This is a genomic window from Salinarimonas sp., assembly GCF_046292825.1.
Lineage (GTDB): Bacteria > Pseudomonadota > Alphaproteobacteria > Rhizobiales > Beijerinckiaceae > Salinarimonas.
This window is the reverse complement of sequence record NZ_JBKBQG010000004.1, coordinates 96,334-119,426: the sequence shown is the minus strand read 5'-3', so window position 1 is coordinate 119,426 and position 23,093 is coordinate 96,334. Positions and strand designations below refer to the sequence as shown.

General features: G+C 71.3%; 22 protein-coding genes. 9 read left to right on the top strand and 13 right to left on the bottom strand.

Annotated elements, in window-relative coordinates; translation table 11 throughout:
- Positions 1-191 precede the first annotated feature (191 nt).
- From ACK4UM_RS03845 to ACK4UM_RS03825, 5 genes are all read left to right on the top strand, one after another.
- Positions 192-773, top strand: coding sequence for an NAD(P)H-dependent oxidoreductase (locus tag ACK4UM_RS03845; protein ID WP_409795877.1), 582 nt, complete (start codon positions 192-194; stop codon positions 771-773).
- Positions 773-1,363, top strand: coding sequence for an NAD(P)H-dependent oxidoreductase (locus ACK4UM_RS03840; protein ID WP_409795874.1), 591 nt, complete (start codon positions 773-775; stop codon positions 1,361-1,363). Before ACK4UM_RS03845 ends, ACK4UM_RS03840 begins: the two co-directional genes overlap by 1 nt.
- A gap of 188 nt (positions 1,364-1,551) precedes the next feature.
- The gene (locus ACK4UM_RS03835) at positions 1,552-2,127 is read left to right on the top strand and encodes a MarR family winged helix-turn-helix transcriptional regulator (RefSeq protein WP_409795871.1); all 576 of its coding nucleotides are present in this window, start codon (positions 1,552-1,554) and stop codon (positions 2,125-2,127) included.
- Positions 2,128-2,537: 410 nt separating this feature from the next.
- Positions 2,538-4,685, top strand: a complete 2,148-nt coding sequence (locus tag ACK4UM_RS03830; protein ID WP_409795870.1) for an EAL domain-containing protein — start codon at positions 2,538-2,540, stop codon at positions 4,683-4,685.
- Positions 4,682-7,258, top strand: coding sequence for an ATP-binding protein (locus tag ACK4UM_RS03825; protein ID WP_409795868.1), 2,577 nt, complete (start codon positions 4,682-4,684; stop codon positions 7,256-7,258). Before ACK4UM_RS03830 ends, ACK4UM_RS03825 begins: the two co-directional genes overlap by 4 nt.
- Here the strand turns inward: ACK4UM_RS03825 and ACK4UM_RS03820 are convergent.
- Complete coding sequence (locus ACK4UM_RS03820) at positions 7,240-8,310, bottom strand: crotonase/enoyl-CoA hydratase family protein (RefSeq protein ID WP_409795865.1); 1,071 nt, start codon at positions 8,308-8,310, stop codon at positions 7,240-7,242. The two genes, ACK4UM_RS03825 and ACK4UM_RS03820, sit on opposite strands and share 19 nt — an antisense overlap.
- A gap of 354 nt (positions 8,311-8,664) precedes the next feature.
- Between ACK4UM_RS03820 and ACK4UM_RS03815 the strand changes: the two genes are divergently transcribed.
- Positions 8,665-9,162 (top strand): hypothetical protein, encoded by a 498-nt coding sequence (locus tag ACK4UM_RS03815; protein WP_409795862.1) that lies wholly within the window; start codon positions 8,665-8,667, stop codon positions 9,160-9,162.
- Here ACK4UM_RS03815 and ACK4UM_RS03810 read toward each other — a convergent pair whose 3' ends face one another.
- Entirely contained in the window at positions 9,163-9,798 is a 636-nt protein-coding gene (locus ACK4UM_RS03810) for a MarC family protein (RefSeq protein WP_409795859.1), read from the bottom strand.
- Between the two features lie 69 nt (positions 9,799-9,867).
- Between ACK4UM_RS03810 and ACK4UM_RS03805 the strand changes: the two genes are divergently transcribed.
- The 3 genes from ACK4UM_RS03805 to ACK4UM_RS03795 all read left to right on the top strand — a co-directional run bounded on the left by ACK4UM_RS03805 (position 9,868) and on the right by ACK4UM_RS03795 (position 12,059).
- A complete protein-coding gene (locus tag ACK4UM_RS03805; protein ID WP_409795856.1) occupies positions 9,868-10,731 on the top strand; it encodes a protein phosphatase 2C domain-containing protein in 864 nt (287 codons plus the stop codon).
- Positions 10,732-10,819: 88 nt separating this feature from the next.
- Positions 10,820-11,503: a bifunctional 4-hydroxy-2-oxoglutarate aldolase/2-dehydro-3-deoxy-phosphogluconate aldolase gene (gene eda, locus ACK4UM_RS03800; RefSeq protein ID WP_409795853.1), complete on the top strand. Its 684-nt coding sequence runs from the start codon at positions 10,820-10,822 to the stop codon at positions 11,501-11,503.
- 49 nt (positions 11,504-11,552) lie between these two features.
- Entirely contained in the window at positions 11,553-12,059 is a 507-nt protein-coding gene (locus tag ACK4UM_RS03795; protein WP_409795851.1) for a DUF533 domain-containing protein, read from the top strand.
- 104 nt (positions 12,060-12,163) lie between these two features.
- Here the strand turns inward: ACK4UM_RS03795 and ACK4UM_RS03790 are convergent, their stop codons facing one another.
- From ACK4UM_RS03790 to lptC, 11 genes are all read right to left on the bottom strand, one after another.
- A complete protein-coding gene (locus ACK4UM_RS03790) occupies positions 12,164-13,312 on the bottom strand; it encodes a type III PLP-dependent enzyme (protein WP_409795848.1) in 1,149 nt (382 codons plus the stop codon).
- 466 nt (positions 13,313-13,778) lie between these two features.
- The gene (mscL, locus tag ACK4UM_RS03785; protein WP_409795993.1) at positions 13,779-14,249 is read right to left on the bottom strand and encodes a large conductance mechanosensitive channel protein MscL; all 471 of its coding nucleotides are present in this window, start codon (positions 14,247-14,249) and stop codon (positions 13,779-13,781) included.
- An 82-nt stretch (positions 14,250-14,331) separates the two neighbouring features.
- On the bottom strand, positions 14,332-16,071 hold the full coding sequence (locus ACK4UM_RS03780; protein ID WP_409795845.1) for a putative bifunctional diguanylate cyclase/phosphodiesterase: 1,740 nt from the start codon (positions 16,069-16,071) through the stop codon (positions 14,332-14,334).
- 103 nt (positions 16,072-16,174) lie between these two features.
- The gene (locus tag ACK4UM_RS03775; protein WP_409795843.1) at positions 16,175-17,224 is read right to left on the bottom strand and encodes an aldo/keto reductase; all 1,050 of its coding nucleotides are present in this window, start codon (positions 17,222-17,224) and stop codon (positions 16,175-16,177) included.
- Positions 17,225-17,297: 73 nt separating this feature from the next.
- Positions 17,298-18,659, bottom strand: a complete 1,362-nt coding sequence (gene gor / locus ACK4UM_RS03770; protein ID WP_409795840.1) for a glutathione-disulfide reductase — start codon at positions 18,657-18,659, stop codon at positions 17,298-17,300.
- A 31-nt stretch (positions 18,660-18,690) separates the two neighbouring features.
- Complete coding sequence (locus tag ACK4UM_RS03765; protein WP_409795838.1) at positions 18,691-19,260, bottom strand: DUF2059 domain-containing protein; 570 nt, start codon at positions 19,258-19,260, stop codon at positions 18,691-18,693.
- Between the two features lie 34 nt (positions 19,261-19,294).
- Entirely contained in the window at positions 19,295-19,993 is a 699-nt protein-coding gene (rpiA, locus tag ACK4UM_RS03760) for a ribose-5-phosphate isomerase RpiA (protein WP_409795835.1), read from the bottom strand.
- A 104-nt stretch (positions 19,994-20,097) separates the two neighbouring features.
- Positions 20,098-20,571 (bottom strand): hypothetical protein, encoded by a 474-nt coding sequence (locus tag ACK4UM_RS03755; RefSeq protein ID WP_409795832.1) that lies wholly within the window; start codon positions 20,569-20,571, stop codon positions 20,098-20,100.
- Between the two features lie 107 nt (positions 20,572-20,678).
- Complete coding sequence (gene lptB, locus ACK4UM_RS03750) at positions 20,679-21,611, bottom strand: LPS export ABC transporter ATP-binding protein (protein ID WP_409795829.1); 933 nt, start codon at positions 21,609-21,611, stop codon at positions 20,679-20,681.
- Between the two features lie 31 nt (positions 21,612-21,642).
- Positions 21,643-22,185 (bottom strand): LptA/OstA family protein, encoded by a 543-nt coding sequence (locus ACK4UM_RS03745; protein WP_409795826.1) that lies wholly within the window; start codon positions 22,183-22,185, stop codon positions 21,643-21,645.
- A gap of 71 nt (positions 22,186-22,256) precedes the next feature.
- A complete protein-coding gene (gene lptC / locus ACK4UM_RS03740) occupies positions 22,257-22,943 on the bottom strand; it encodes an LPS export ABC transporter periplasmic protein LptC (RefSeq protein WP_409795823.1) in 687 nt (228 codons plus the stop codon).
- Positions 22,944-23,093: the final 150 nt, after the last annotated feature.

The window sequence follows — 23,093 nt, the reverse complement described above, 5'->3', positions numbered from 1 at the left end:
GCATGCCGCGCTCGTTCCGCTCCCGTCGGGCAGCCTTCGTCGGAGAAACGCAGCCTACAGGCTGCGACTGGCACGTCGTGTTTCTGGGTCCCGGATCGCCTTCGGCGTCCGGGATGACACCCGTGAGAGAGGCTTTCAGGCTCTCAGGGGAAGGAGAGCGGCGCCCTCTCTCGAGGGGAGATCGCCCTGACATGCGCATCCTCGTCCTCTACGCCCATCCCGACCCGGAGAGCTACGTCGCCGCGCTCCACCGCAGGGTCGTCGCGACGCTGGCCGCGCGCGGGCACGAGGTCGACGATTGCGATCTCTACGCAGAGGGCTTCGACCCCGTCCTGTCGCTCGCGGAGCGGCGCGGCTACCACGCGATCCCCGCCAATCGCGCCCCGGTCGAGGCTTATGTCGAGCGGCTCGAGCGCGCGCAGGGGCTCGTCCTCGTCAATCCGGTGTGGAATTTCGGCTTTCCGGCGATCCTGAAGGGCTTTCTCGATCGCGTGTTCCTGCCCGGCGTCAGCTTCCGCATCGAGAACGGGCGGGTGGCGCCCAACCTCTCGAACATCCGCCTTCTCGTCAGCGTGACGACCTACGGCGCCGCGCGCTGGCGGGCCTTCCTCATGGGCGATCCGCCGCGCCGTTGCGTCACGCGCATGCTGCGCGTGCTGGCGGCGCCCGGCGCGCGAACCCATTACCTCGCCCATTACGACATGAACAACGCGACCGCCCACAGCCGCGGCGCCTTCCTCGAACGGGTCGAGCGGACCCTCGCGAGCGTCTGATGCGCATCCTCCTCGTCTATTGCCATCCCTGCCCCGAGAGCTTCAACGCCGCCGTGCGCGACCGCGCGATCGCGGCACTGACGCGGGCGGGGCACGAGGTCGATCTCCTCGACCTCTACGCGGAGGGCTTCGACCCCGTCCTGTCCGCGCAGGCGCGGCGCGACTATCACACGCCCGGCGTCAACGAGGCGGACGTCGCGGACCACCTCGCCCGCCTGCGCGCGGCGGACGGGCTGCTGTTCGTCTACCCGACCTGGTGGTACGGCCCGCCCGCCATGCTGAAGGGCTGGCTCGACCGGGTCTGGGTGCCGCACGCGACCTTCAAGATGCCCGAAAAGGGCAAGCCGATCGCGCGGGTGATGACCAATATCCGCCTCGTCGGCGCGATCTCGACGCTCGGCTCGCCGCCCTGGTGGTGGTGGATCATCGGCATGCCGGGGCGCCGCACTCTGCTCACGGGGCTCTCGGTGCTCTGCGCCAAGGGCTGCCGCACCTTCTGGCTCGGCCTCCACCAGATGGATTCCGCCGACGATACGCGCCGCAAGGCCTTCCTCGCCCGCGTCGAGGCGAGGCTCGCGCAGATCGCGTAAATCCCTCCCCGGAGGGGAGGGTGGACCGGGGAGCGAAGCGACACGGGCCGGGTGGGGCCCGGGCGGAGACGATCCTGCAAGCGTCTTGCCCCTTCCTCCCCTCCGGGGAGGGATCCGCACGAATTGTCATGCGCGCTTCATGCGGTTGCGGCAGAACGATAGCCGCGACGCCAATGCGAGCTTTACAGATGACGGCGAAACCGAACGGCAAGAACAGGCATCCGGGGGCGAAGAGCGTCGGCTGGGCGCTCGTCCAGGCCTCGCGCCTCCACCGCGCCCGGATCGGCGACAGGCTCGGCGAGCTGGGCTTGTTCGCGGGGCAGGAGCAGGTGCTCCAGGCGCTCGCCGCCGAGGGCGAGATGACCATGGGCGCGCTCGCCGAGATGCTGCGGGTGCGCCCGCCGACGGCCTCGAAGACGGTCTCCCGCCTCGCCGCCTCCGGCCTCGTCGAGCGGCGCGCGCAGCCCGAGGACGCGCGGATCGTGCGGGTCCGGCTCACCGCGAGCGGTCTCGAGACGGCGCGCGCGATCGAGGTGCTCTGGGACGAGGTCGAGGCGGAGATGGTCGAGGGCTTCGACCAGAAGGACCGCCGCCGGCTGCGCAAGCTCCTGCGCAAGGTCGCGCGCAACCTCGCCGCGGCGACGGGCGCCGACGAGCGCGGGCTCGAAGGCCAGGACGAGGAGGCCGAGGAGCCGGAAATCGCCGGCGAGACGCCCGCCGAGGCCGCCGCCCCCGACGAGCCGCTCGTCGCACAGGGCGCCTGAACCCTCTGCGACGGGCCGCGGACAATCGTCGATTTGCGGACCCCGCGCGATCGACAACAATCATTGGTTTTCATCGGGCAAGTCTAGCCGCATGCCGAGGCCGTGGCCGCGCCACGCTTTCGCCGAGCTGCCGCGGACTTGGCCGGCAAATCGCTAAAATTATCGATTGTCTTCAGCGGAAGCGCGCCGCCAGCCGCCGATTTATTCTGATTGCCGTTTGTTCAGATGGCGTCCCCGCGAGCTTGATTACTATTGCTCCAGGGTGCCGCAGCGGTCGCCGACTGTGCGACTTCTCGCAGGTGGTTGCGGCGTGCATGCGTTGATTATTCTTTTAGGTTTGGCTGCCACCATACGAAGTGGAATGCGCCGCATCCGGCGGCAAAACCCCACGAGAGCGGCGACGGCACGCAATGCCCTTGATCATCATTCTCGACGACCGGGTGAGCAACAGGAACATCTTCTCGCGTCTCGCGGCCTCCATCGCCGACGACGTCGAGGTGGAGGCGTTCGGGGATCCCGGCAAGGCGCTCGAGCGGCTCGCGACGACGCCGCCGGATCTCGTCATCACCGATTTCAAGATGCCGCGCATGAACGGCGCGGAGTTCACCCGGCGCTTCCGCGAGCTGCCCGGCTGCGAGGACGTTCCGGTGATCGCGATCACCGTCTACGAGGAGCGCTCCTTCCGGATCGAGGCGCTCGAGGCCGGCGCGACCGATTTCCTGCTCTCGCCCGTCGACCACGCCGAGTTCCTCACCCGCGCGCGCAATCTCCTGCGCCTGCGCCGCCAATCGCTGATCATCAAGAGCCGCGCGACCTCGCTCGCGCAGGAGCTCGAGGATTCCGAGCGCTCGCGGGAGGCGCTCCTGCGCGACAGCCGCCAGCGCCTCGCCCAGGTGATCGACACGGTGCCGGCGCTGATCAGCGCCTACGATCGCGACGGGGCCTGCGTCTTCCTCAACGCCCACATGGCGGCGATGGCCGGAATCGACCAGTCGGACGCGATCGGTCGCCCGGCGGCGGCGCTCGTCGGCCAGGAATTGGCGCAGAGGAGCGTCGCGCTCGATCAGCTCGTCTTCCGCTCCGGCCGGGCGCTGCCGAGCTACGAGGAGGAGGCGCGCGACAAATCGGGCGAGATGCGGGCCTACGTCGTCACCAAGGCGCCGCTGCGCGACGGCGCCGACCGCGTGATCGCCGTGCTCACCACGGCCCTCGACATCACCGAGCGCAAGAAGGCGGAGAGCCATCTCGTCCACCTCGCCCATCACGACGCGCTCACCGGGCTCGCCAACCGCACGCTCCTGCAGGAGCGCGTGCGCGCCGAGATCGCGCGGGCGCGGCGCGGCGACCGCTATTTCGCGCTCCACCTCATCGATCTCGACCGCTTCAAGAGCGTCAACGACGCGCTCGGGCACCATCGCGGCGACGAGCTCCTGAAGGCGGTCGCGGGCCGCCTGCGCGAGATCGTGCGCGAGACCGATGCCGTCGCTCGCCTCGGCGGCGACGAATACGCCGTTTTGCAGACCGGCGTCCGCGGCGCGGACGACGCCACCGCCTTCGCCGAGCGCCTGATCGCGGCGATCGGCGAGCCGTTCCGCGTGGCCGACCAGGACATCGTGGTCGGCGCGAGCCTCGGGCTCGTCCTCTATCCCGGCGACGGGGACGACACGGACGAGCTGATCAAGAACGCCGACATCGCGATGTATCGGGCGAAATCGGAGGAGCGCAACGCCTATCGCGCCTTCCGCGCCGACATGGTGACCGCCGCGCGCGAGGGCATCACCCTCGAGAACGACCTGCGCCGCGCCATCGCGAACCGCGAGTTCGAGCTGCACTACCAGCCCCAGATCGACCTGCGCACCGGCCGCATCGTCGGCGCCGAGGCGCTCGTGCGCTGGCGCCATCCCAAGCGCGGCCTCGTGCGCCCGCTCGACTTCCTGCCCTTCGCCGAGGAGACGGGCATCATCATCCCCATCAACGAATGGGTGATGCGCGAGGCCTGCCGCGAGGCGAAATCCTGGCAGGCGCAGGGCCTGCCGCGGCTGCGGGTGGGCGTCAACCTGTCGCCGGTCCAGTTCCGCAAGCAGAACATGCGCGCGCTCGTGATCGACATCCTCACGCAATCGACGCTCGAGCCGGAGCTGCTCGAACTCGAGATCACCGAATCGATCCTGATGCAGAACGCCGAATCGGTGGCGGAAGAGCTCTCGGATCTGCGCCGGCTCGGGGTCTCCTTCGCGATCGACGATTTCGGCACGGGCTATTCCTCGCTCGCCTACGTAAAGAAGTTCCCCGTCGACCGGCTCAAGATCGATCAGGGCTTCGTGCGCAACATGAAGAGCAATCCGCACGACGCCGCGATCGTGCGGGCGATCGTCAATCTCGGCCATTCGCTCGGCATCGAGGTGATCGCCGAGGGCGTCGACAGCCGCGACCAGGTGGCGCTCCTGCGGGCGGAGGGCTGCGAGGAGGCGCAGGGCTTCCTGTTCAGCCCGGCTCTGCCGGCGGCGGAATTCGTGGCGCTCGTTCGCGCCAACGCGACCATGGCCCTCTCGGCATGAGCGCGGCTCAGGAGCGCGCCGCCCGCCGCTCGCTGCGCGAGCGCCTCGCGGCCCGGCCCGATCGCGAGCACGAGATGGCGATCAACCGCCTCGCCATCGGGCTCATCATCTTCCTCTATCTCCTCGCCTGCTACGCGCTCGACGTGGCGGGCGTCGTGCAGCCGCTCCTCGTGGTGACGCTCTACTGCCTCGCGGGCATCGGCTTCTTCGCCCATCTCCTCGCCACCCCCGGCGCCTCGCCGCCGCGGCGCGTGCTCGCGATGGTGCTCGATCTCGGCGCGCTCTCCTACGGGCTCTATGTCGGCGGGGAGACGACGGCGGTCCTCTACCCGATCTATCTCTGGGTCGTCTTCGGCAACGGCTTCCGTTTCGGCGTGCGCTACCTGTTCGCGGCGATGGCGCTCGCGGTCGTCGGTTTCGGCACGGTCTGCCTGTTCGGGGGCTATTGGAACGAACACCCGCTCGTCTCGGCGGGGCTCCTCATCGGTCTCGTGATCCTGCCGGCCTACGCCGCCTCGCTGATCTCGAAGCTCGAGCAGGCGAAGCTCGAGGCCGAGAAGGCGAGCCGGCAGAAGAGCATGTTCCTCGCGAGCGTCAGCCACGAGCTGCGCACGCCGCTCAACGCCATCATCGGCATGAGCGCCTTCCTCGAAGACACGCGGCTCGATGCCGAGCAGCGCGAGATGGCGCGCACCATCAACACCGCCGGGCGCGTGCTTCTCGACCACATCAACACCATCCTGGACTATTCCCGGCTCGAGGCGGGCCGGATGCCCTCGACGCAGGTGGCCTTCGACCTGCACGCCCTCCTGCGCGAGACGACGGCGCTCGTCCACGCCCAGGCGCGCGAGAAGGGGCTCGTGGTCTCGCTGCACGTCGATGCGAGCCTGCCGCACGCGGTGCTCGGCAATCGCCGCCACCTGCACGAGGTGCTCCTCAACCTCATCGGCAATGCCGTGAAGTTCACCGATGCCGGCTTCGTGGGCATCTTCGCGTCCGGCGAGCGCGCGGACGACGGCTCGCTCCTCCTGCGCGTCGCCGTCGAGGACACGGGCATCGGGATCGCCCCGGAGAACCGCGACCGGATCTTCGAGAGCTTCACCCAGGCCGACGGCAGCATCATCAACCGCTACGGCGGCACGGGGCTCGGCCTCGCGATCGCGCGCGGCTTCGTCGAGCTCAACGGCGGCACGATCGAGGTCGAGAGCGCGCCCGGCGCGGGCTCCGTCTTCCGCTTCGGTTTCCGCTTGAGCGTCGACGAGGGGCGAGCGGCCGCGGAGGAGACGCCGGCGCTCGCGAGCCGCGCCCTCGTCCTGTCGAGCGAGGCGGGCGGGCGGGAACTCGCGGCGGCGCTCGGCGCGCTCGGCTGCGAGCCGGTCCGCGTGCAGCGGCTCGAGGACGCCTGCGCCGTCGCCCGCTCCGGCGAGGCGCCCGGCATCCTCCTTCTCGACGAGGACGCGGTCGCGGGCGCTCCGGACGCCGTGCGCGCGGCGATCTCCGCCTGCGCCGCAGCGCCGCTCGCCGCGATCCTCGTGCGTGCGAATGCCGACACGCCGCTCGATCCGAGCCTGCGGCGCAGCTTCGCGACAGCGATCGCGCGACCGCTGGACGTCGCGCGCCTGCGCTCGGCGCTGCGCATCGCCGAGCACGCGAGCGGACGGACGCCGGAGCCGGCCGCCGCGACCCGCGCCGACGCGCCCGCCCTGCGGCACTTGCGGATCCTCGTCGCCGAGGACAACACGACGAACCAGAAGGTCATCGCCAAGATCCTCGAGCGCGGCGGCCACCACGCCACCATCGTCGCCGACGGCAAGGCGGCGCTCGCGGCGATGACGGAGGGCAGCTTCGACCTCGTCCTGATGGACCTCAACATGCCCGTGATGAGCGGGCTCCTCGCCGCCAAGCTCTACCGCGCGCAGATGCCGGAAGCGCACGCGCGCGTCCCGATCGTCGCCCTCACCGCCGACGCCACGCCCGAGACGCGGCGCCTGTGCGAAGAGGCCGGCATGGCGGGCTGCGTGACGAAGCCGATCGAGCCGAGCGCCTTGTTCTCGGTCATCGCGACGATCGCGCAGACGCGCGGCGACGCCTTCCTGCACGTGCCCGGCCCCGACGACCTCGCCCGCGCGGCGGAGGAGAACCGCGACGAACGGGCGCCGGACGTAGAGCCGATTGCCGAGCGCGTCGTGACGGAGGCGCTCTCGGCCGCGACGCTCGCGGGGCTCGAGCGGCTCGGCGGGACGTCCTTCCGCGATCAGGTGACCGGCGCCTTCCTCGCCGACGCGGACACCGTGCTCGACGAACTCGCTTGCGCGACCCGCGACGTGAACGTCGAGGCGTTCCGAGACCTGTGCCACGCGCTGCGCTCGAGCGCCGCCAATATCGGGGCGAGCGCGCTCTACGAGGTCTGTCTCGAGCTGCGCGAGATCGACGCGGACACGCTGCGCGCGATCGGCCCCGACCGGCTCGCTCGGATCGAGGCCGAGTTCGCCCGCGTGCGCGCGGCGCTCGCGGCCTTGTCGGCCGAGGCTGCGACGGAGCCCGACGCGCCGGGCTATTCGGCCGCGAGCTGAAGGCGGCGCTTGTCCTGGGCGCTGACGAGGCGCTCCATCTTGCGCAGGTCCCCCGGCTCGAGCTGCATCGCGGCGTCGACCCACAGGTCGACGATGGCGGCGAGCTCCTCGTAGGGAGTCGGCTGCGCCCGGCGCCGCGCGGCGAACATCGCCGCATGGGCGTTGTGGCGGCGGCGGTTGCGGGCGATGTAGGCGCGGACCGCCTCCTCGCCCTCGCCCGGCTCGGCGAGGATGTCGACGAGGCCCATGCCGGCGAGCTCCTCGGCGTCGTAGATCCGCCCGCTCGCGATCATCTCCTGGGCGGCGAGGCCGGTGAGGCGACGGGTGAGGAAGCTGTAGGCGCCCATGCCGGGGAAGAGGTTGAAGAGAACCTCGGGGAAGCCGAACTTCGCCCCGCGCTCGGCCACCAGCACGTCGCAGGACAGAGCCGCCTCGAAGCCGCCGCCGAGCGCGTCGCCCTGGACGAGGCCGATCGTCACGATCGGCAGGCCGTAATCGACGTAGTTCGCGTAGACGACGTCGATGCAGGCGGTGGCGTAGCGCGCGAGCGAATCCCGGTCGCCCTCGCGGATGTGACGCGAGAACAGGCTCAGATCGCCGCCGAGGTTGAACACGCCCTCCTGCAAGGAGCGCACGACGAAATAGCGGAAGGGCGGGCCGGCCTCGGTCGGGGTCTCCTCGAACAGGCGCACGAGCGAGCGCTGCATGTCCTGGAGGCCGCGCAGGAGCGCGGGCGTGTAGGACGGGCGCCCCGTCGGGCGCATGCCGCACCAATAGGTCTCGATCTCCGGCTCGAGCCGGACCTCGATCTCCTCGAACCGCTCGCTCGCCACGCGCGCGGCCAGCGCCTGGGACGCGCGCATCGCGGCCTGCGCCTTCTGGAGCGCGTCGAGCGCCTCCATGGGAGAGCCCAGGCGCCGGGGGGCGGAGGGGGAGTCCTCCGCGAGCGGCCGGCGCCAGTGCCGCGCCGCGATCGCCGGACCTTCGTGGAATCCGCGCGCGCTCGGTCGGTCGGTCGACTCGGTCTCGCCGAGCACCGCGTGCATCGTCATCGATCGCCTCATCTCGTCGATAGCCCCGAGGGGTGCCTCGCCGTCCGTCGATGGCAACTAACCATAGAGGAGGGGGCGATGAAAACCGCTCGAATGCAAGGAATCGCGTAAAGCTTTGATTAACCTTAACACGTCGCGCGCTGCCAAATAGCAATTTACAGGTGCCGGCTTGGCCGTGTCAAATCCTTTTGGCAGCCGCGACGGCACGCAAGCGTGGTTCTCCGAGGACCTTTACGTCATTCTGCACGCTCCGGCTGCAACGATCTGCGGTGGGTCGTCGCACGAGCAGCGCGCGCGGGATGGAACCAATCCGCGTTCACGCTTCCTAGAGATTTCGCGCTCACCCTCGCGATCATGCGCGCGCCCGCTCTCGCCCTCTCGGCCGCTCTCTGGGCCCTCCTCCTCGCCGCCCTCGCGGTGCCGGCGCCGGCCGCCGCCTCCTTCAACGATCTGCCCGACATCGCCCGTCGGCAGGCGCTGGCCATGGTCGAGGCCTGCACCGCGGCGCGGGGCACGCCGACCGATCCGATGACGGCCGTCGAGCGCGTCGATCTCGACGGCGACGGCGTCCCCGACGTGATCGTCGACGAGAACCGCTTCGATTGCCGCGGGCGGCCCTCGATGCATTGCGACCCGGTCGGCTGCCGCACGACCGTGTTCCTGTCCAATCGCGGCCGCTGGCGCCTGTCCTTCGACGTGATCGGCTCGTATTGCATCGAGCACGACCGCAATCCCCCGCGCTTCGTCACCATCCAGCGCAACTTCCTCGCCGACGGCAGCCAAGGCATCCTCAACGCCCGCTACCGCTTCGAGCGCGGGCTGTACTTTCCGGATGGGCGGGGGCGGTGTTGATCACCCCACCCCGAACGCCTGCCGGATCCCGTCCACCACGAACTGCACCGCGAGCGCCGCGAGGATCACGCCGAGGAGGCGGGTGAGGACGACGTTGCCGGTGACGCCGAGGAGGCGCGAGACGCGCTCGGCCACGAGGAAGGTGAGGAAGGACAGGCCCACCACGATCGCGACGACGCCCACGAGGGCGCCCTGCATCACGGGCTCGCCCGCCGCGCGCCCCGCGAGCAGGATCATCGCGGTGATCGCGCCGGGCCCCGCCATCAGCGGGATCGCGAGGGGAAAGGCGGCGACGTTGCGCACGTGGTCGAGGGTGATCGCGGTCTCCGCCGTCTCGCGCTTGCGCTTCTCGCGGCGCTCGAAGATCATCTCGAAGGCGATGGTGAACAGGAGGAGCCCGCCGGCGATGCGGAACGCCGGCAGCGAGATGCCGAGCGCCCCGAGCAGGATCTCGCCCGCGAACCCGAAGAAGACCAGGATGGCGAAGGCGATCAGCGAGGCGCGCACCGCGACGCGGCGGCGCTGCTCGCGGTCCATGCCCTGCGTCACCGAGAGGAAGAGCGGCGCGAGGCCCGGCGGGTCGACGGTGACGAGCAGCGTGACGAGCGCCGCCGTGAGAAAATCCGCGTCCACCATCGCTCGTCTCGCCCCCCACGCTCGTCTCGACGGCGCGCAGCTTGAGCAGAAAACGGAGCGTAACGCCAGATGCCCGAGATCCTCGACAGCCTCTCCCTGCCCGGGTCGCCCGCGCGCCCCAACGAGGATTCGTGCGGCGCGGCCGGGCGCTTCGCCTGGGTGATCGACGGCTACGTCCTCGCCGGCCACCCGCCGCTGATGGACGCGCCGAGCGACGCCGCCTGGCTCGCCGCCTTCGCGAGCGCGCGCTTCGCCGCCCGCGCCCCGCAGGCGCAGGACGCGCGCGACCTGATCGCCGCCGTGATCGAGGAGGCGCGCGCCACCTTCCTCGCCCGCATCGAGGAGAGGGGCGCGACGGCGCGGCGCGATCCCGCGACCTGGCCCGCCGCCGCCCTCACCCTCGCCGAATTCGGCCCGGGGCGCCTCGTCACCTACACGCTCGCCGACACGATCGCCTATGTCCGCGACGCCGAAGGCGCGGTCTACACGCTCGGCGAGGCGCCGGCTCTGCGCATCGAGGAGCGGGCGCTCGCCGAGCGGCTGATGCGCGAGACCGGCACGGGATGCGACGCGGTGCGCGAGACGGACGCCTTCAAGACCGAGATGGCCGCCCGGCGGCGCGCGCTCGTCGAGGGCGCCCCCGCGGCCTTCGGCCTGCACCGGGACGCCGCCGCGCTCGCCGAGCGCGGCGAGGTCGCGCTCTCCGGGGAGGGCCACGTGCTCCTCGCCTCCGACGGCTTCTCGGCCTATGTCGAGCTCTACGAGCGCACCGACGCGGAGGGTCTGATCGCGCAGGCGCTCGACGAGGGGCTCGCGGAGATCGGCGCGCGGCTGCGCGCGGTGGAGGAGGTCGAGGACCCGCAGGGGCGCCTCCACCCGCGCTTCAAACGCAGCGACGACGCGACGGCGATTCTCCTGCGCGCGACCTTCTGAACCGGGTTGACGGCGCCCGCGTCCCCGGTCGATCGTGCGCCCTCCGCCGGAATCGACCCGCACCGACGGCGAGGACGAGGACCGAGACATGCGCGACAGGACCAACGCTCTCCTCGCGGCCGCTTCGCGCGCGCCGGTGATCCCCGTGGTGAGCCTCGACGACGTCGGTTTCGCGCCGGTTCTGGCCTCGACGCTCGTCCATGCCGGACTGCCGGTGATCGAGGTGACCCTGCGCACGCCGCACGCCCTCGACGTGATCCGCGCCATCGCGCGGCAGGTGCCCGACGCCTATCTCGTCGCCGGCACGATCACCGCGCCGAGCCAGATCGGCGAGGCGGTGGACGCCGGCGCGCGCGCCCTCGTCACGCCGGGCACCTCCGCGCGGCTCGCCGAGGCGCTCGCGAGCGCCCCCGTGCCCGCTCTGCCGGGCTGCGCGAGCGTGAGCGAGGCGCTCGCGCTGATGGAGCACGGGTTTTCGTTCGTGAAGGCCTTCCCGGCCTCGGTGGTCGGCGGGCCGGCCTTCCTCAAGGCCGTCCACGGCCCGCTGCCGAGCCTGCGCTTCTGCCCGACGGGCGGGATCACCGCGGCGAATGCGGGGGACTATCTCGCCTGTCCAAACGTGGTCTGTGTCGGCGGGACCTGGATCACGCCGAAGGACGCCCTCGCCGCCCGCGACGTCGCCGCGATCCGGACGCTGGCCGAGGCCGCCGCCGCGCTGCCGCGCGCCGCCGGGGCTGCTGGAGCCGCCGCGTCCGGAACGAGCGTCGGCTGAGCCGCGTTCGTCCCTCGCGACAGGCACGTGGCGAGGGAAGGACCATCGTATGGACGCAAGACGCATGCTCGACGCCCTGTCCGCGGCGACGGGACGGATCGGCGCGGCCGCCGCGCGGGTTCTCGGCCGCGGCGCAGCCGAGCCCGGCGCGGTCGCCGAGGGCAAGGCCCCCTCCCCCGACGCGATCCTCGATCTCGGCCGGCTCGACGAGGACGAGGCGACCTTTCTCGTGCGGGTGATGGTCGCCGCCGCGGCGGCCGAGGGCGTCGTCACAGCCGAGGAGCGCGCGCGCCTCATCGAGGGCATGCGCGATGCGGGTCTCGACCCCGACGATGCCGCCTGGCTCGAGAACGAGATGCGCTGGCCGATGGACATCGAGGAGATCGCCGACCGCGTCGCCACTCCCGAGGCGGCCGCGCGCGCCTATGCCGCCGCCCGCCTCGCCATCGAGCCCGACACGATGCAGGAGCGCGCCTTCCTCCAGATCCTCGCCGAGCGCATGGACCTCGGCGACGCCGAGCGCGCCCGCATCGAGACCGCCGCCCGCAGCGGCTGAGGCGCTTCGCGGCAAAGCCCCAAGACCGCGCGCACGAAAAAAGCCCCTCCCGTCGCCGGGAGGGGCTTTTCGTCTCGGCTTCTCTCTGCCCGGCGCAGCCGGGATCAGATCACGTAGCTCTTCAAGGGCGGGAAGCCGTTGAAGGCGACGGCCGCGTAGGTCGTCGTGTAGGCGCCCGTGCCCTCGATCAGCACCTTGTCGCCGATCGCGAGCGAGACCGGCAGCGGATAGGGCGTCTTCTCGTAGAGGACGTCCGCCGAATCGCAGGTCGGGCCGGCGAGCACGCAGGGCTCCATCTCGTCGCCGTCGCGGTCCGTGCGGATCGCGTAGCGGATCGACTCGTCCATCGTCTCGGCGAGGCCGCCGAACTTGCCGATGTCGAGATAGACCCAGCGCGTCTCGCCCTCGGCGCGGCTCTTCTTGGAGACGAGCACCACCTCGGCCTCGATCATGCCGGCATTGCCGACCATGCCGCGACCCGGCTCGATGATCGTCTCCGGGATGCGGTTGCCGAAATGCCGCGACAGCGCCTCGAAGATCGACTGGCCATAGGCCTCGACCGCGGGGATGTCCTTCAGGTACCGCGTCGGGAAGCCCCCGCCGAGATTGACCATCGAGAGCACGATCCCGCGCTCGGCGAGCGTCTGGAAGATCGCCGAGGAGGAGGCGAGCGCCTGGTCCCAGGCGCCGACATTGCCCTGCTGCGACCCGACGTGGAAGGACACGCCATAGGCCTCGAGGCCCGCCCGGTGGGCGTGCTCGAGCACCTCGACCGCCATCTCCGGCTCGCAGCCGAACTTCCGCGAGAGCGGCCATTCGGCGCCCGCGCCGTCGCACAGGATGCGGCAGAAGACCTTCACGCCCTCGGCACCGACGAGCGCCGTCGCCCGGGCGATCTTGTCGACCTCCGCCTCGCAATCGACCGCGAAGAGGCGCACGCCGTACTCGAGCGCACGGACGATGTCGCGCTCCTTCTTGATGGTGTTGCCGAAGGAGATCCGGTCGGGCGTGGCGCCGGCGGCGAGCGCGAGCTCGATCTCGACGACGGACGCCGTGTCGAAGCACGAGCCGAGCTGCGCGAGCATGGCGAGCAGCTCCGGCGCCGGGTTCGCCTTCACCGCGTAGAACACGCGGGTGTCCGGCAGCGCACGGGCGAACTTGGCGTAATTGTCGCGCACGACGTCGAGATCGACGACGAGGCAGGGCCCGTCCTCGCGGCGGTGGCGCAGAAACTCACGGATGCGCTCGGTCATGGCGCCCTCCCCATAGGTCGAGTGGGCGGCGTCTAGGCCACCCGCGTGAACACGACCGCGATCGCGCGCAGCGATCGCGTAGCTAGGATGGGTATCGCCCGCTCGCGCGGCGCACGCTTTGGAGACGCGCGCAGAGCGACGGTCGATCGACCCGACGTAGCTGCCATGGATTGGTACGGGGAGATCCCGAACCGCACGGCCGGCAAAGATGAGACAAGCCTCTTCGGTGGCCGCCTTTGGAGGGCGGCCGAGACCAAAAAAGCCCGTGTCGTCGTTGCTTTAAGCCGCGTTCCCCGCTTGAGAGCGGAGTGCGCCGGTTTCGCCTCCGGCTGCCGGTCAGGGGTATCGGGGGTAGGATCCCCCGGGCGGCTGTCCGGCCTCTTGTCCGGATGCCCACCGACCGGCACGCGACCACAGGCACGTGCGAAATTGGGCAAGGCGTAGATAGGACCGATTCGCCCCCGCTTCAATCGGTTTTTGGACCCTCGGCCGATTTTTTTCGCGTTGCCTCGCCGCCTGTTGCGAGAAGGTCGCGAATTTCGGAGAGGAGCTTCACGTCGGCGGGAATCTCCGGGGGCGCGGGCGGGGTCTCGACCCGGCGGTCCTGCGCGGCGCGAAGCCGATTGATGCCGCGGATGAGGAGGAAGAGCACCCAGGCCACGATGAGGAAGTTGATCGTCGCCGTCAGGAAGGCGCCGTAGGCGATCACCGCCCCTTGCGCCCGCGCCTCGGCGAGCGTCGTCGCCGTGACGTCGGAGGACAGCGCGATGAAGTAATTCGTGAAATCGAGCCCGCCGGTGACGGCGCCGAGCACCGGCGTGAAGACGTCGTCGACGAGCGAGGAGACGATCCGCGAGAAGGCGGCGCCGATGATCACGCCGACCGCGAGGTCGACCACGTTGCCGCGCAGGGCGAAGGTCTTGAATTCGTCGATGATCTTGGCCATGGCCGCCGCTCCCGTTCCCGCGATCGCGTGGCCGATAGCTAACCCATTCGGCGCGCGCGGGAAACGGCTACGTCTACGCGGCGAGCGGCGTGCGCATCTCCGCGCCCGCTCGGCGCACGAAGGCGCCGGCCTGCGCGTAGGCGAGCGGGGGCGCGAACAGGTAGCCCTGGCCAAAGGGGCAGCCGAGCCGCTCCAACAGCTCGAGCTGCGCGCGCGTCTCGATGCCCTCCGCGACGAGATCGATCGAGAGCCGCGAGGCGAGCTCGATCAGACCGCCGACGATGGCGAGGCTCGGCGCGTCCTCGGTGATCCGCGAGACGAAGGAGCGGTCGATCTTGATCGTGTCGAGCGGGAAGGTGCGCAGATGGGTCAGCGACGCGAAGCCGGTGCCGAAATCGTCGAGCGAGATGCGCACGCCCTTCTCGCGCAGCCGCGCCGCCGTGCGCGCCACGCAATCGGCCTCGCCGGAGAGGAAGACCTGCTCGGTCACCTCGATCACGAGCTTTTCCTGCGCCACGCCGGCCTCGCCGAAGATGCGCGCGATCCGCTCCTCGAGGTCGCCGCGCCGGAAATCGGCGAGGGTGACGTTGACGCCGACCTTGTCGAACACGATTCCCTCGCGCGCGAAGGCGGCGAGATCGCGCGCGACGCCCTCCAGCATGCGGGTGGTGAGCTGGTGCCCGAGCCGGGCATCGGCGAGCGCGGCGGGGTATTGCGCGGGAGAATGGGCGGCCTCGCCGTCGACGAAGCGCGCGAGCGCCTCGAAGCCGCACAGATAGCGGTCCGACAGCCGCACCACCGGCATGTAGCGCGGCTCGACGGCGCCGCTCTCGAGATAGGAAGCGGCCTCCCGCACCTCCTCGAGGCGGCGGGCCTGGGCGATGCGGATCGCCGGACGATAGGGAACGTAGCAGCCCCGCCCCGAGGACTTGGCCTCGTCGAGCGCGGTGTCGGCGGCGATGCGCAGCCCGTCGGGTCCCTCCGCATCGGCGGCGAGGGCGCCGCCGATCGAGACGGAGGCGACGAGGGCGTGGCCGCCCGGCAGCGTGATCTCGGCATCGCAGGCGCCGAGGAGGCGCGCCGCGATCTCGGCCATGCGCGCGGCGTCGGCGCCCTGCGTCAGCACGATCCCGAAGCGATCCCCGCCGAGGCGCGCGGCGTGGGCGTCTGGCCCGAGCCGGGCCGCGATCCGCGCGCCGATGGCCGCGATCAGGGCGTCGCCGATCGAATGGCCCCAGGTGTCGTTGACGTCCTTGATCCGGTCCACGTCGACGAACAGGAGCCCCGCATCGGGGCGGGCGCAGGCGGCCGCGACGAGCTCGCCGAAGCGTTTGCGGTTCCAAAGGCCGGTGAGGTCGTCGACATTGGCGAGCGTCCAGAGCGCGCCTTCCTCGACGGGCCGGCGGCTCGCGTCCTGCACGGCGCCGCGAACGCCGCCCGCACGCTCCGGATCCGGCTCGCCGACGAGGCGCACGAAGAGCGGGCGGTTCGCGTCGCGGCGCAGCAGGATCTCGGCGTCGAACGGGATGCCCCGCGCGGCGGCGGCGAGATGTTCGGCGACCTCGGCCCGCGCCTCCGCCGGGAAAGCGGCGAGAAGGCTCTCGACGGTCGGCTCGGCGCAATCGGGCAGGCGCAGGACGTCGGCGGTCTCGCGGGTCCACTCGGCCGCCTCGCCGAGGCAGCGGAAGCCGCCGATGCCGACGAGGCGCGCCGCATGGGCGGCGAGCGGCGCGGCGCGCTCTCCCGGACGGGCGAGCGCGAGACGGCCCGCAGCGGTCTCGCCGTCCCGTCCGAAGAATCCTGCCCCGTCCATCTGCGCATCGCTTCTTGTTGCGACTTCCAGCCACATGGTGACTGGCAGGCGCTAAGCGACCGTGAATCCGACCGCGCGGCATCGCCCGATTCGGTGATAAATTTCACGGACAGGGATTGGCGTTCCGAAGATGGATCGCGTCGATCGCGGCCTCGATCGCGGGATCGATGCGCAGCTCGAGCGAATCGATCGCGATGCGCAGCTGCGCGAGGCTCGTGGCGCCGACGATCGTCGCGGTGGTGAAGGGCCGCGAGGTAGCGAAGGCGAGGGCGAGCTGCGCCGGGTCGAACCCCAGATCGCGGGCAAGCGCGACATAGGCCGTGATCGCCGCCGGCGCGCCGGGCGTCTCGTAGCGCTGCAGGCGGTCGAACAGGGTCTTGCGGGCACCGGGCGGCCGTGCGCCGCCCTCGTACTTGCCCGTGAGATAGCCCTGCGCCAGCGCCGAATAGGCGAGGAGGCCGACATCCTCGCGGATCGCGATCTCGGCGAGCCCGCTCTCGAAGGTGCGGTTGACGAGGCTGTAGGCGTTCTGGATCGAGGCGATGCGGGCGAGCCCCTTCGTCTCCGCATGCTTCAGATAGGCCATCACCCCCCAGGGGCTCTCGTTCGAGACGCCGACATGGCGCACCTTGCCCGCGCGCACGAGCCCGTCGAGCACCTCCAGCGTCTCCTCGATCGGATGCTCGGGTGCGGGATCCGGGCGGCGATAGACGGTCGGCACGGAGCCGAACTGCGTCACCGCGCGGTCGGGCCAATGGACCTGGTAGAGATCGATGTAATCCGTCTGCAGCCGCCGCAGGCTCTTGTCGATCGCCTCGTTGATCTGCGCGCGCGAGAGCTCGGCCGGCGCTCCGTCGTCGCGGAACCAGGTATTGCCCGAGCGCCCCACCACCTTGGTCGCGAGGATCACGTCGGCGCGGTTGCGCCGCGCCTTCATCCAGGTGCCGAGGATCTCCTCGGTGCGCCCCTGCGTCTGCGCCTTCGGCGGGATCGGATAGAGTTCGGCGGTGTCGACGAAGTTGACGCCGCGCTCGAAGGCGTAGTCGAGCTGCGCGTGGCCCTCGGCCTCGCTGTTCTGCTCGCCGTAGGTCATCGTGCCGAGACAGAGCGCGCTGACCTCGAGGCCGGTGCGCCCGAGGGGGCGATAATGCATGATCGGGGGTCCTCACGCGGTTCTTCGAGCGTCGCAGCCCATATGGGGCGCCGACGTCGGTCGAGCAGGGGGCTCACGCCACGGGCGTGCGCATCGTCACGAGTTCCTCCGCCGCCGTCGGGTGGACGGCGATGGTGCGGTCGAGATCGGCCTTGGTGGCGCCCATGGTGACGAGCGTGCCGAGGAGCTGGATCAGTTCGCCCGATTCGGGGCCCATCAGATGCGCGCCGAGGAGCCGGTCGGACGGCTTGTCGACGACGAGCTTCATGAAGACCGGATCGTCGCGGCCCGACAGGGTCGCGCGCATCGAGCGGAACGACGTCTTGTAGATCGCGACCTCGCCGCCGCGCGCGCGCGCGAGCTCCTCCGAGCAGCCGACGGTGCCGATCTCCGGCGTCGAGAACACGGCGGTGGGGATGATCTCGTGCGAGACCATCGTCGGCTTGCCGCCGAAGACCGTGTCCGCGAAGGCGTGCCCCTCGCGGATCGCGACGGGGGTGAGGTTCGCGCGGTTCGTCACGTCGCCGACCGCGTAGATCGAGGGGCAGAGCGTGCGCGAATAGGCGTCGACCACGATGGCGCCGCCCTCGTCGAGGGCCACGTTCGCCGTCTCGAGGCCGAGGCCGGCGGTGTTGGGGCGCCGGCCCGTGGCGACGAGGACCTGGTCGAACACCCGCGTCTCGCCGCTCGAGAGCCGCACCGCGATGCCGTCCCCCGTGCGCTCCATCGCCTCGGCGGTGCGCCCGAGCAGGAGCTCGACGCCGCGCCGCGCATAAGCCGCGCCGAGCTTGTCGCGCAGCTCCTCGTCGAAGCCGCGCAGGAGCTTGTCGCCCCGGTGGAGCAGCGCCGTCTCGCTGCCGAGCCCCGCGAAGATACCCGCGAACTCGACCGCGATGTAGCCGCCGCCGATGACGAGCACGCGCCGGGGCTGCTCGGCGAGATCGAAGACCTCGTTCGAGGTGATGCCGAGCTCGCCGCCGGGGATCGTCGGCTCGAGCGAGGGCCGCGCGCCGACCGCGACGAGGATGTGGGCCGCGCGGATGCGCTCGCCGGTCGCGAGGAGGCGGACCTCGTGCGGGCCCTCGATCACCGCGCGGCCGTCGCGAACGGTTACGCCCGCCCGCTCGAGATTGCCGCGATAGACGCCCTCGAGCCGGGCGATCTCGCGATCCTTCGCGGCGATCAGCGCCCGCCAGTCGAAGCGCGTCTCGCCGACGCTCCAGCCGTAGCCGGCGGCGTCGCGGAAATCGTCGGCGAAGCGGCCGGCGAGCACCATCAGCTTCTTCGGCACGCAGCCGCGGATGACGCAGGTGCCGCCGTACCGGAACTCCTCGGCGATCATGACGCGCGCGCCGTAGGTGGCCGCGATCCGCGCCGCGCGCACGCCCCCCGAACCGCCGCCGATCACGAACAGGTCGACATCGAACGCGCTCATCGCTCACCTCGTCCGCGGCGACCGCCGCGACTCATTGCTGGGGCACGCCGGGCAGCGGCATCGGGATCGGGTTCGTGGTGCCGGGATTGCGCTCGAGGAGCTTGGCGCGCACGCGGATGTCGATGTATTCCGCGAGTTCCTCCGACCAGACCTGCATCTCGCCGATCACGCCGTCGAGCACGGCGGGCTGCGTCTCGACGTAGCGGCGCCCGGCATCGGTGGCGAAGAAGGCGGCGACCTCGTCGAGTTCCGCCTCCGTGAGCCGCTCGGCCATGACGCGCGCCGCGCGGGTCATCATGGCACGCTCCTGCAGCTCCAGTTCCGGGCGCAGCTCGCGCAGGATCTCCTGCACCTCCTCCGCCATCTGCGGCGTGGAGCCGCCGAACTGGCGCAGGGCCATCTCCTGGAATTGCGGGATGACCGCCTGGAACGAGCGGGCCATGCCCGACAGGCGGACGACGTCGCGCGCGACCGCGATGTGGCGCTGCGAGAACTCGCGGGCGGCGCCGGCGGCCTGGTCCTGGGCGTGCGCTGCGGGCAACGGAGCGCCGAGCGCGAGGGCGGCGGCGAGCATCGTGACGGCGAGGAAGTGACGGTTCATGAGGTGGTGGCTCCGAGAATCAGGACACGTCGTATCAGACGTCGCCGAGGACGACGAGGCCCTCTGCGGTCGCGAGCACGGCGCCCGTCGCGATGCCGATGAACAGGCCGTGCTCGACGACCCCCGGCACGCAGGCCAGAGCCGCCGCGAGCGCGTCGGGCGCATCGATTCGACCGAGATGGGCGTCGAGGATGAAGTGCCCCCCGTCGGTGACGAACGGGGCGTTTTCGGGGCCGCTGCGCAGGACGAGCTCTCCCGTCGCGCCGGAGGCCTCGATCGCGCGGGCGACCGCGCGCCGCGTCGCCTCGAGCCCGAAGGGCACGACCTCGATCGGCAGCGGGAAGCGGCCGAGGGTCGCGACCCGCTTCGAGCCGTCGGCGATCACGATCATGCGCTGCGAGGCGCAGGCGACGATCTTCTCGCGCAGATGGGCGCCGCCGCCGCCCTTGATCAGGCGCAGCTCCCCGTCGAGCTCGTCGGCGCCGTCGATCGTGACGTCGAGCGCGCCGAGATCGTCGAGGGTCGCGAGGCGGATGCCCTCCGCCTCGGCCTGCGCGCGGGTCGCCTCCGAGGTCGGCACGCAGACGACGTCGAGGCCGGCGCGGACGCGATCGCCGAGCAGCGCGACGAAATGGCGCGCGGTCGAGCCCGTTCCGAGCCCGACCTTCATGCCGCTCGAGACGGCCGCGAGCGCCCGCTCGGCCGCCGCGCGCTTGAGCTGTTCCGCGTCCATCCGCGCCTCCCGTATCAGGACGGGAGGTTCCTAGCACCGGGACGGCGCGTGCGCAAAGGACGGATCGCCCGCGCGCGCCTCGCCCGAGGGCCCGCCGGGACGCCTCAGCGGGTGGCGGCGGTGGTGTCGGGCGTCGCGGGCGCCTGCGCCGTGGCGGCGGGCGAGACCGATTCGGGGGGCGTGCACACGACCTTCTCCTCGAAGACGTAGCAGACGCTCATCTCGCCGGTGCGACGATTGACCCGGAAGACGCCCCCCTCGCGCTCGTGATTCGAGGCGACGAGCCCGTATTCTCCCGGAGCCTGCGCGCCGGCGCCCTCCCCCGGGCCGAAGCACAGAGTCACGCCGACGGTGCCCTCCTTGAGGGCGAATTGGCAGGAGGAGACCGCGCCGGTGACGCGGTCGATCCGATACAGCCGGTTGAGGTCGGTCTGCGGCGCGGGCATGAAGTCGAAGGCGCTCGCCTGCGCCTCCCCGGCGCCGAGGAACGCCCCGAGGATCGCCCCCGGCACGAGGCCCGAGACGGCGAGGCAGGCGGCGAGGCCCGCGACGAGGCTTCTGGACGCACGGCCCGGCATGGCTCTCCTCCGACGACGAACCGGCGCGGCGGGATCGCCGCGCGGGATGTCCGCAGATTCGGCCGACACGGTTAACGAAGCGTTGACGGCGCGCCGGGAGGCCCCGCTCAGAGCCGGAAATCCTCGCCGAGATAGAGCTTGCGCACCTCGGAATTGGCGACGATCTCGTCGGGCGAGCCCTCGGTCAGCACGCGGCCGGAATGGATGATGTAGGCGCGGTCGATCAGGCCGAGCGTCTCGCGCACGTTGTGGTCCGTGATCAGCACGCCGATGCCGCGGCGGGTGAGATGGCGCACGAGATTCTGGATGTCGCCGACCGCGATCGGGTCGATGCCGGCGAAGGGCTCGTCGAGCAGCATGAAGGACGGGTCGGAGGCGAGCGCGCGGGCGATCTCGCAGCGCCGCCGCTCGCCGCCCGAGAGCGCGATCGAGGGCGCCTTGCGCAGCCGCGCGATCGAGAACTCGTCGAGGAGCGCGTCGAGCTTCGCCTCGCGGGCGTCGCGGTTCGGCTCGACGAGCTCGAGCACCGCGCGGATGTTGTCCTCGACGTTGAGCCCGCGGAAGATCGAGGCCTCCTGCGGGAGATAGCCGATGCCGAGGCGGGCGCGGCGATACATCGGCATGCGCGTGACGTCGTTGCCGTCGAGGCTGATCATGCCGCGATCGGCGGCGACGAGGCCGGTGATCATGTAGAAGATCGTCGTCTTGCCCGCGCCGTTCGGCCCGAGCAGCCCGACCGCCTCGCCGTTGCGCACGTCGAGCGAGGCGTCGTTGACGACGCGCCGCCCGCGATAGCTCTTCTGCAGCCCGGACACCGCGAGGATGCCCGGGCCGCCGAGCATCGTCGGCAGAGGGTCCTGCACGTCGCGATCCGAGAGGTGCCCCTGCGCATCGGCGCCGCGCCCGCGCGAGAACAGCCCGGCGAGGCGCGCGAGCGGGCCGCCGACGCGCGCCGCGCGGCCTCGATCGACCCGGCCCGGCGCCCGCGGATCGTCCCCGCGCGCGTCCCGTCCGGCCTCGTCCGTGAGCCTCCGATCCACCCCGTGCCTCCGAATTACCGCGCGACGTCTCTTACTGGCTCTGGCCCGGCACGAACAGCCCGCGCACGCGCTGCTGTGCGCCGGCCTCGATATTCGCGACGCCCGCATCGATGTCGTAGACGAGGCGCTCCCCGCGGGTGACGTTCTGGCCCTGGCTGAGCGCGACGTCGCCCGTGAGCACGACGCGGGCCTGGAGGCGCTCGTAGACCGCGCGATTGCCGGTCGCCACCTGGTCCTGAGAGAGGATGGTGACCGGGCCGTCGCACTCGATCCGGTCGATCTGGTCGCCGCCCTCGGCCCCGGCCTCCGCGTCGCCGCGGGTGAAGTAGATCGACAGGGTCGAGCAGCGCATCGTGGTGTCGCCCTGCACGGCGACGACGTTGCCGGCATAGACCGCGCGGCCTTCGCGCTCGAACACGTCGAGGCGATCGGCGTCGATGCGGATCGGCTCCTGGGAGCCGGAGCCGAGCCCCGAGAACGCGCCGGTCCCCTGCTGCGCCGCGGCGGGCGCGAGGATCGGGGGGGCGAAGAGGACGAGGGCCGTCAAGGCGAGGGCGGGAACGAGCGTGCGCAAGCGGCGCCTCCGAGGCGTCGTGAGGGGAGAACGGGGACGGGCGGCGGATGTCGCGCGCGATCTCGGCATCGTCATGGCGGGCGCGCGAGGCCTCCCTGGTCGAGGACGAAGGTCGAGCGTACCGAGCCGACGAAGGTGGCGACCGCGCCGCCTTCCGTGATCGTCATCGTGTCGGCCTCCACGATTCCGCTGCCGATGCCGACCCGCACGGGCTCCTCCGACACGACCGAGCCCGCCTGGAAATCGACGAGGGCCGAGCGCAGGTCCGCGTCGTAGCCGAGGCTCGAGGTCACGCGCACGTCCCGCTCGAGGAGGAGGAGCTCGGCTGCGGTGTCGAAGCGCCCGGTCTCGGCCTCGACGCGCACGACGTTGCCGGTCTGATCCATGGTGATGCGCGCCCGCAGGTCGCGCAGATCGATGAGATGGGGGGTGCGCACGTCCTGCGAGGCCTCGGTCGCGGTCACCTCGTAGGGGCGCCCCTCGCCCTGGAAGCCGGTGAGGCGGGGGCTGTCCATCACGATGCGCGTGCCCGAGACGCTGACGGGGCCGAGCGTCAGGCCGCCGATGGAGGCGAAGGGGTTGAAGAAGGCGATGACGATCGTCACCGCGACCGCGATCACGGCGCCGGCGGGGATCGCCCATTTGAGCAGGCGGACGCGGCGCGAATGCGCGCGCGCGTGCCGATAGGAGCGGCGCGCGTCGCGCCCCCCTCCGGCCCGCCACCCGTCGGCCTCCTCGCCGATGCTCCCCGTCCCCACGCTCGCTCCCTGATCCTCGCGCGCGACCATGCCCGACGCGCGCCGCATACTTATGGGGTGTCGAGCCCCCCGGCGCAAATCCCCGTCGCCGGCTATCCCGTTCACATAACGCGCGCGACGCTCGTGACGAGCGCCAGCGTGTCCTCCCCC

Bases quoted from the DNA above. Each gene is read 5' to 3' on its own strand.
- ACK4UM_RS03845 (WP_409795877.1), top strand. From the start codon at position 192: ATGCGCATCCTCGTCCTCTACGCCCATCCCGACCCGGAGAGCTACGTC.
- ACK4UM_RS03840 (WP_409795874.1), top strand. From the start codon at position 773: ATGCGCATCCTCCTCGTCTATTGCCATCCCTGCCCCGAGAGCTTCAAC.
- ACK4UM_RS03835 (WP_409795871.1), top strand. From the start codon at position 1,552: ATGACGGCGAAACCGAACGGCAAGAACAGGCATCCGGGGGCGAAGAGC.
- ACK4UM_RS03830 (WP_409795870.1), top strand. From the start codon at position 2,538: ATGCCCTTGATCATCATTCTCGACGACCGGGTGAGCAACAGGAACATC.
- ACK4UM_RS03825 (WP_409795868.1), top strand. From the start codon at position 4,682: ATGAGCGCGGCTCAGGAGCGCGCCGCCCGCCGCTCGCTGCGCGAGCGC.
- ACK4UM_RS03820 (WP_409795865.1), bottom strand. From the start codon at position 8,310: ATGACGATGCACGCGGTGCTCGGCGAGACCGAGTCGACCGACCGACCG.
- ACK4UM_RS03815 (WP_409795862.1), top strand. From the start codon at position 8,665: ATGCGCGCGCCCGCTCTCGCCCTCTCGGCCGCTCTCTGGGCCCTCCTC.
- ACK4UM_RS03810 (WP_409795859.1), bottom strand. From the start codon at position 9,798: ATGGTGGACGCGGATTTTCTCACGGCGGCGCTCGTCACGCTGCTCGTC.
- ACK4UM_RS03805 (WP_409795856.1), top strand. From the start codon at position 9,868: ATGCCCGAGATCCTCGACAGCCTCTCCCTGCCCGGGTCGCCCGCGCGC.
- eda (WP_409795853.1), top strand. From the start codon at position 10,820: ATGCGCGACAGGACCAACGCTCTCCTCGCGGCCGCTTCGCGCGCGCCG.
- ACK4UM_RS03795 (WP_409795851.1), top strand. From the start codon at position 11,553: ATGGACGCAAGACGCATGCTCGACGCCCTGTCCGCGGCGACGGGACGG.
- ACK4UM_RS03790 (WP_409795848.1), bottom strand. From the start codon at position 13,312: ATGACCGAGCGCATCCGTGAGTTTCTGCGCCACCGCCGCGAGGACGGG.
- ACK4UM_RS03780 (WP_409795845.1), bottom strand. From the start codon at position 16,071: ATGGACGGGGCAGGATTCTTCGGACGGGACGGCGAGACCGCTGCGGGC.
- ACK4UM_RS03775 (WP_409795843.1), bottom strand. From the start codon at position 17,224: ATGCATTATCGCCCCCTCGGGCGCACCGGCCTCGAGGTCAGCGCGCTC.
- gor (WP_409795840.1), bottom strand. From the start codon at position 18,659: ATGAGCGCGTTCGATGTCGACCTGTTCGTGATCGGCGGCGGTTCGGGG.
- ACK4UM_RS03765 (WP_409795838.1), bottom strand. From the start codon at position 19,260: ATGAACCGTCACTTCCTCGCCGTCACGATGCTCGCCGCCGCCCTCGCG.
- rpiA (WP_409795835.1), bottom strand. From the start codon at position 19,993: ATGGACGCGGAACAGCTCAAGCGCGCGGCGGCCGAGCGGGCGCTCGCG.
- ACK4UM_RS03755 (WP_409795832.1), bottom strand. From the start codon at position 20,571: ATGCCGGGCCGTGCGTCCAGAAGCCTCGTCGCGGGCCTCGCCGCCTGC.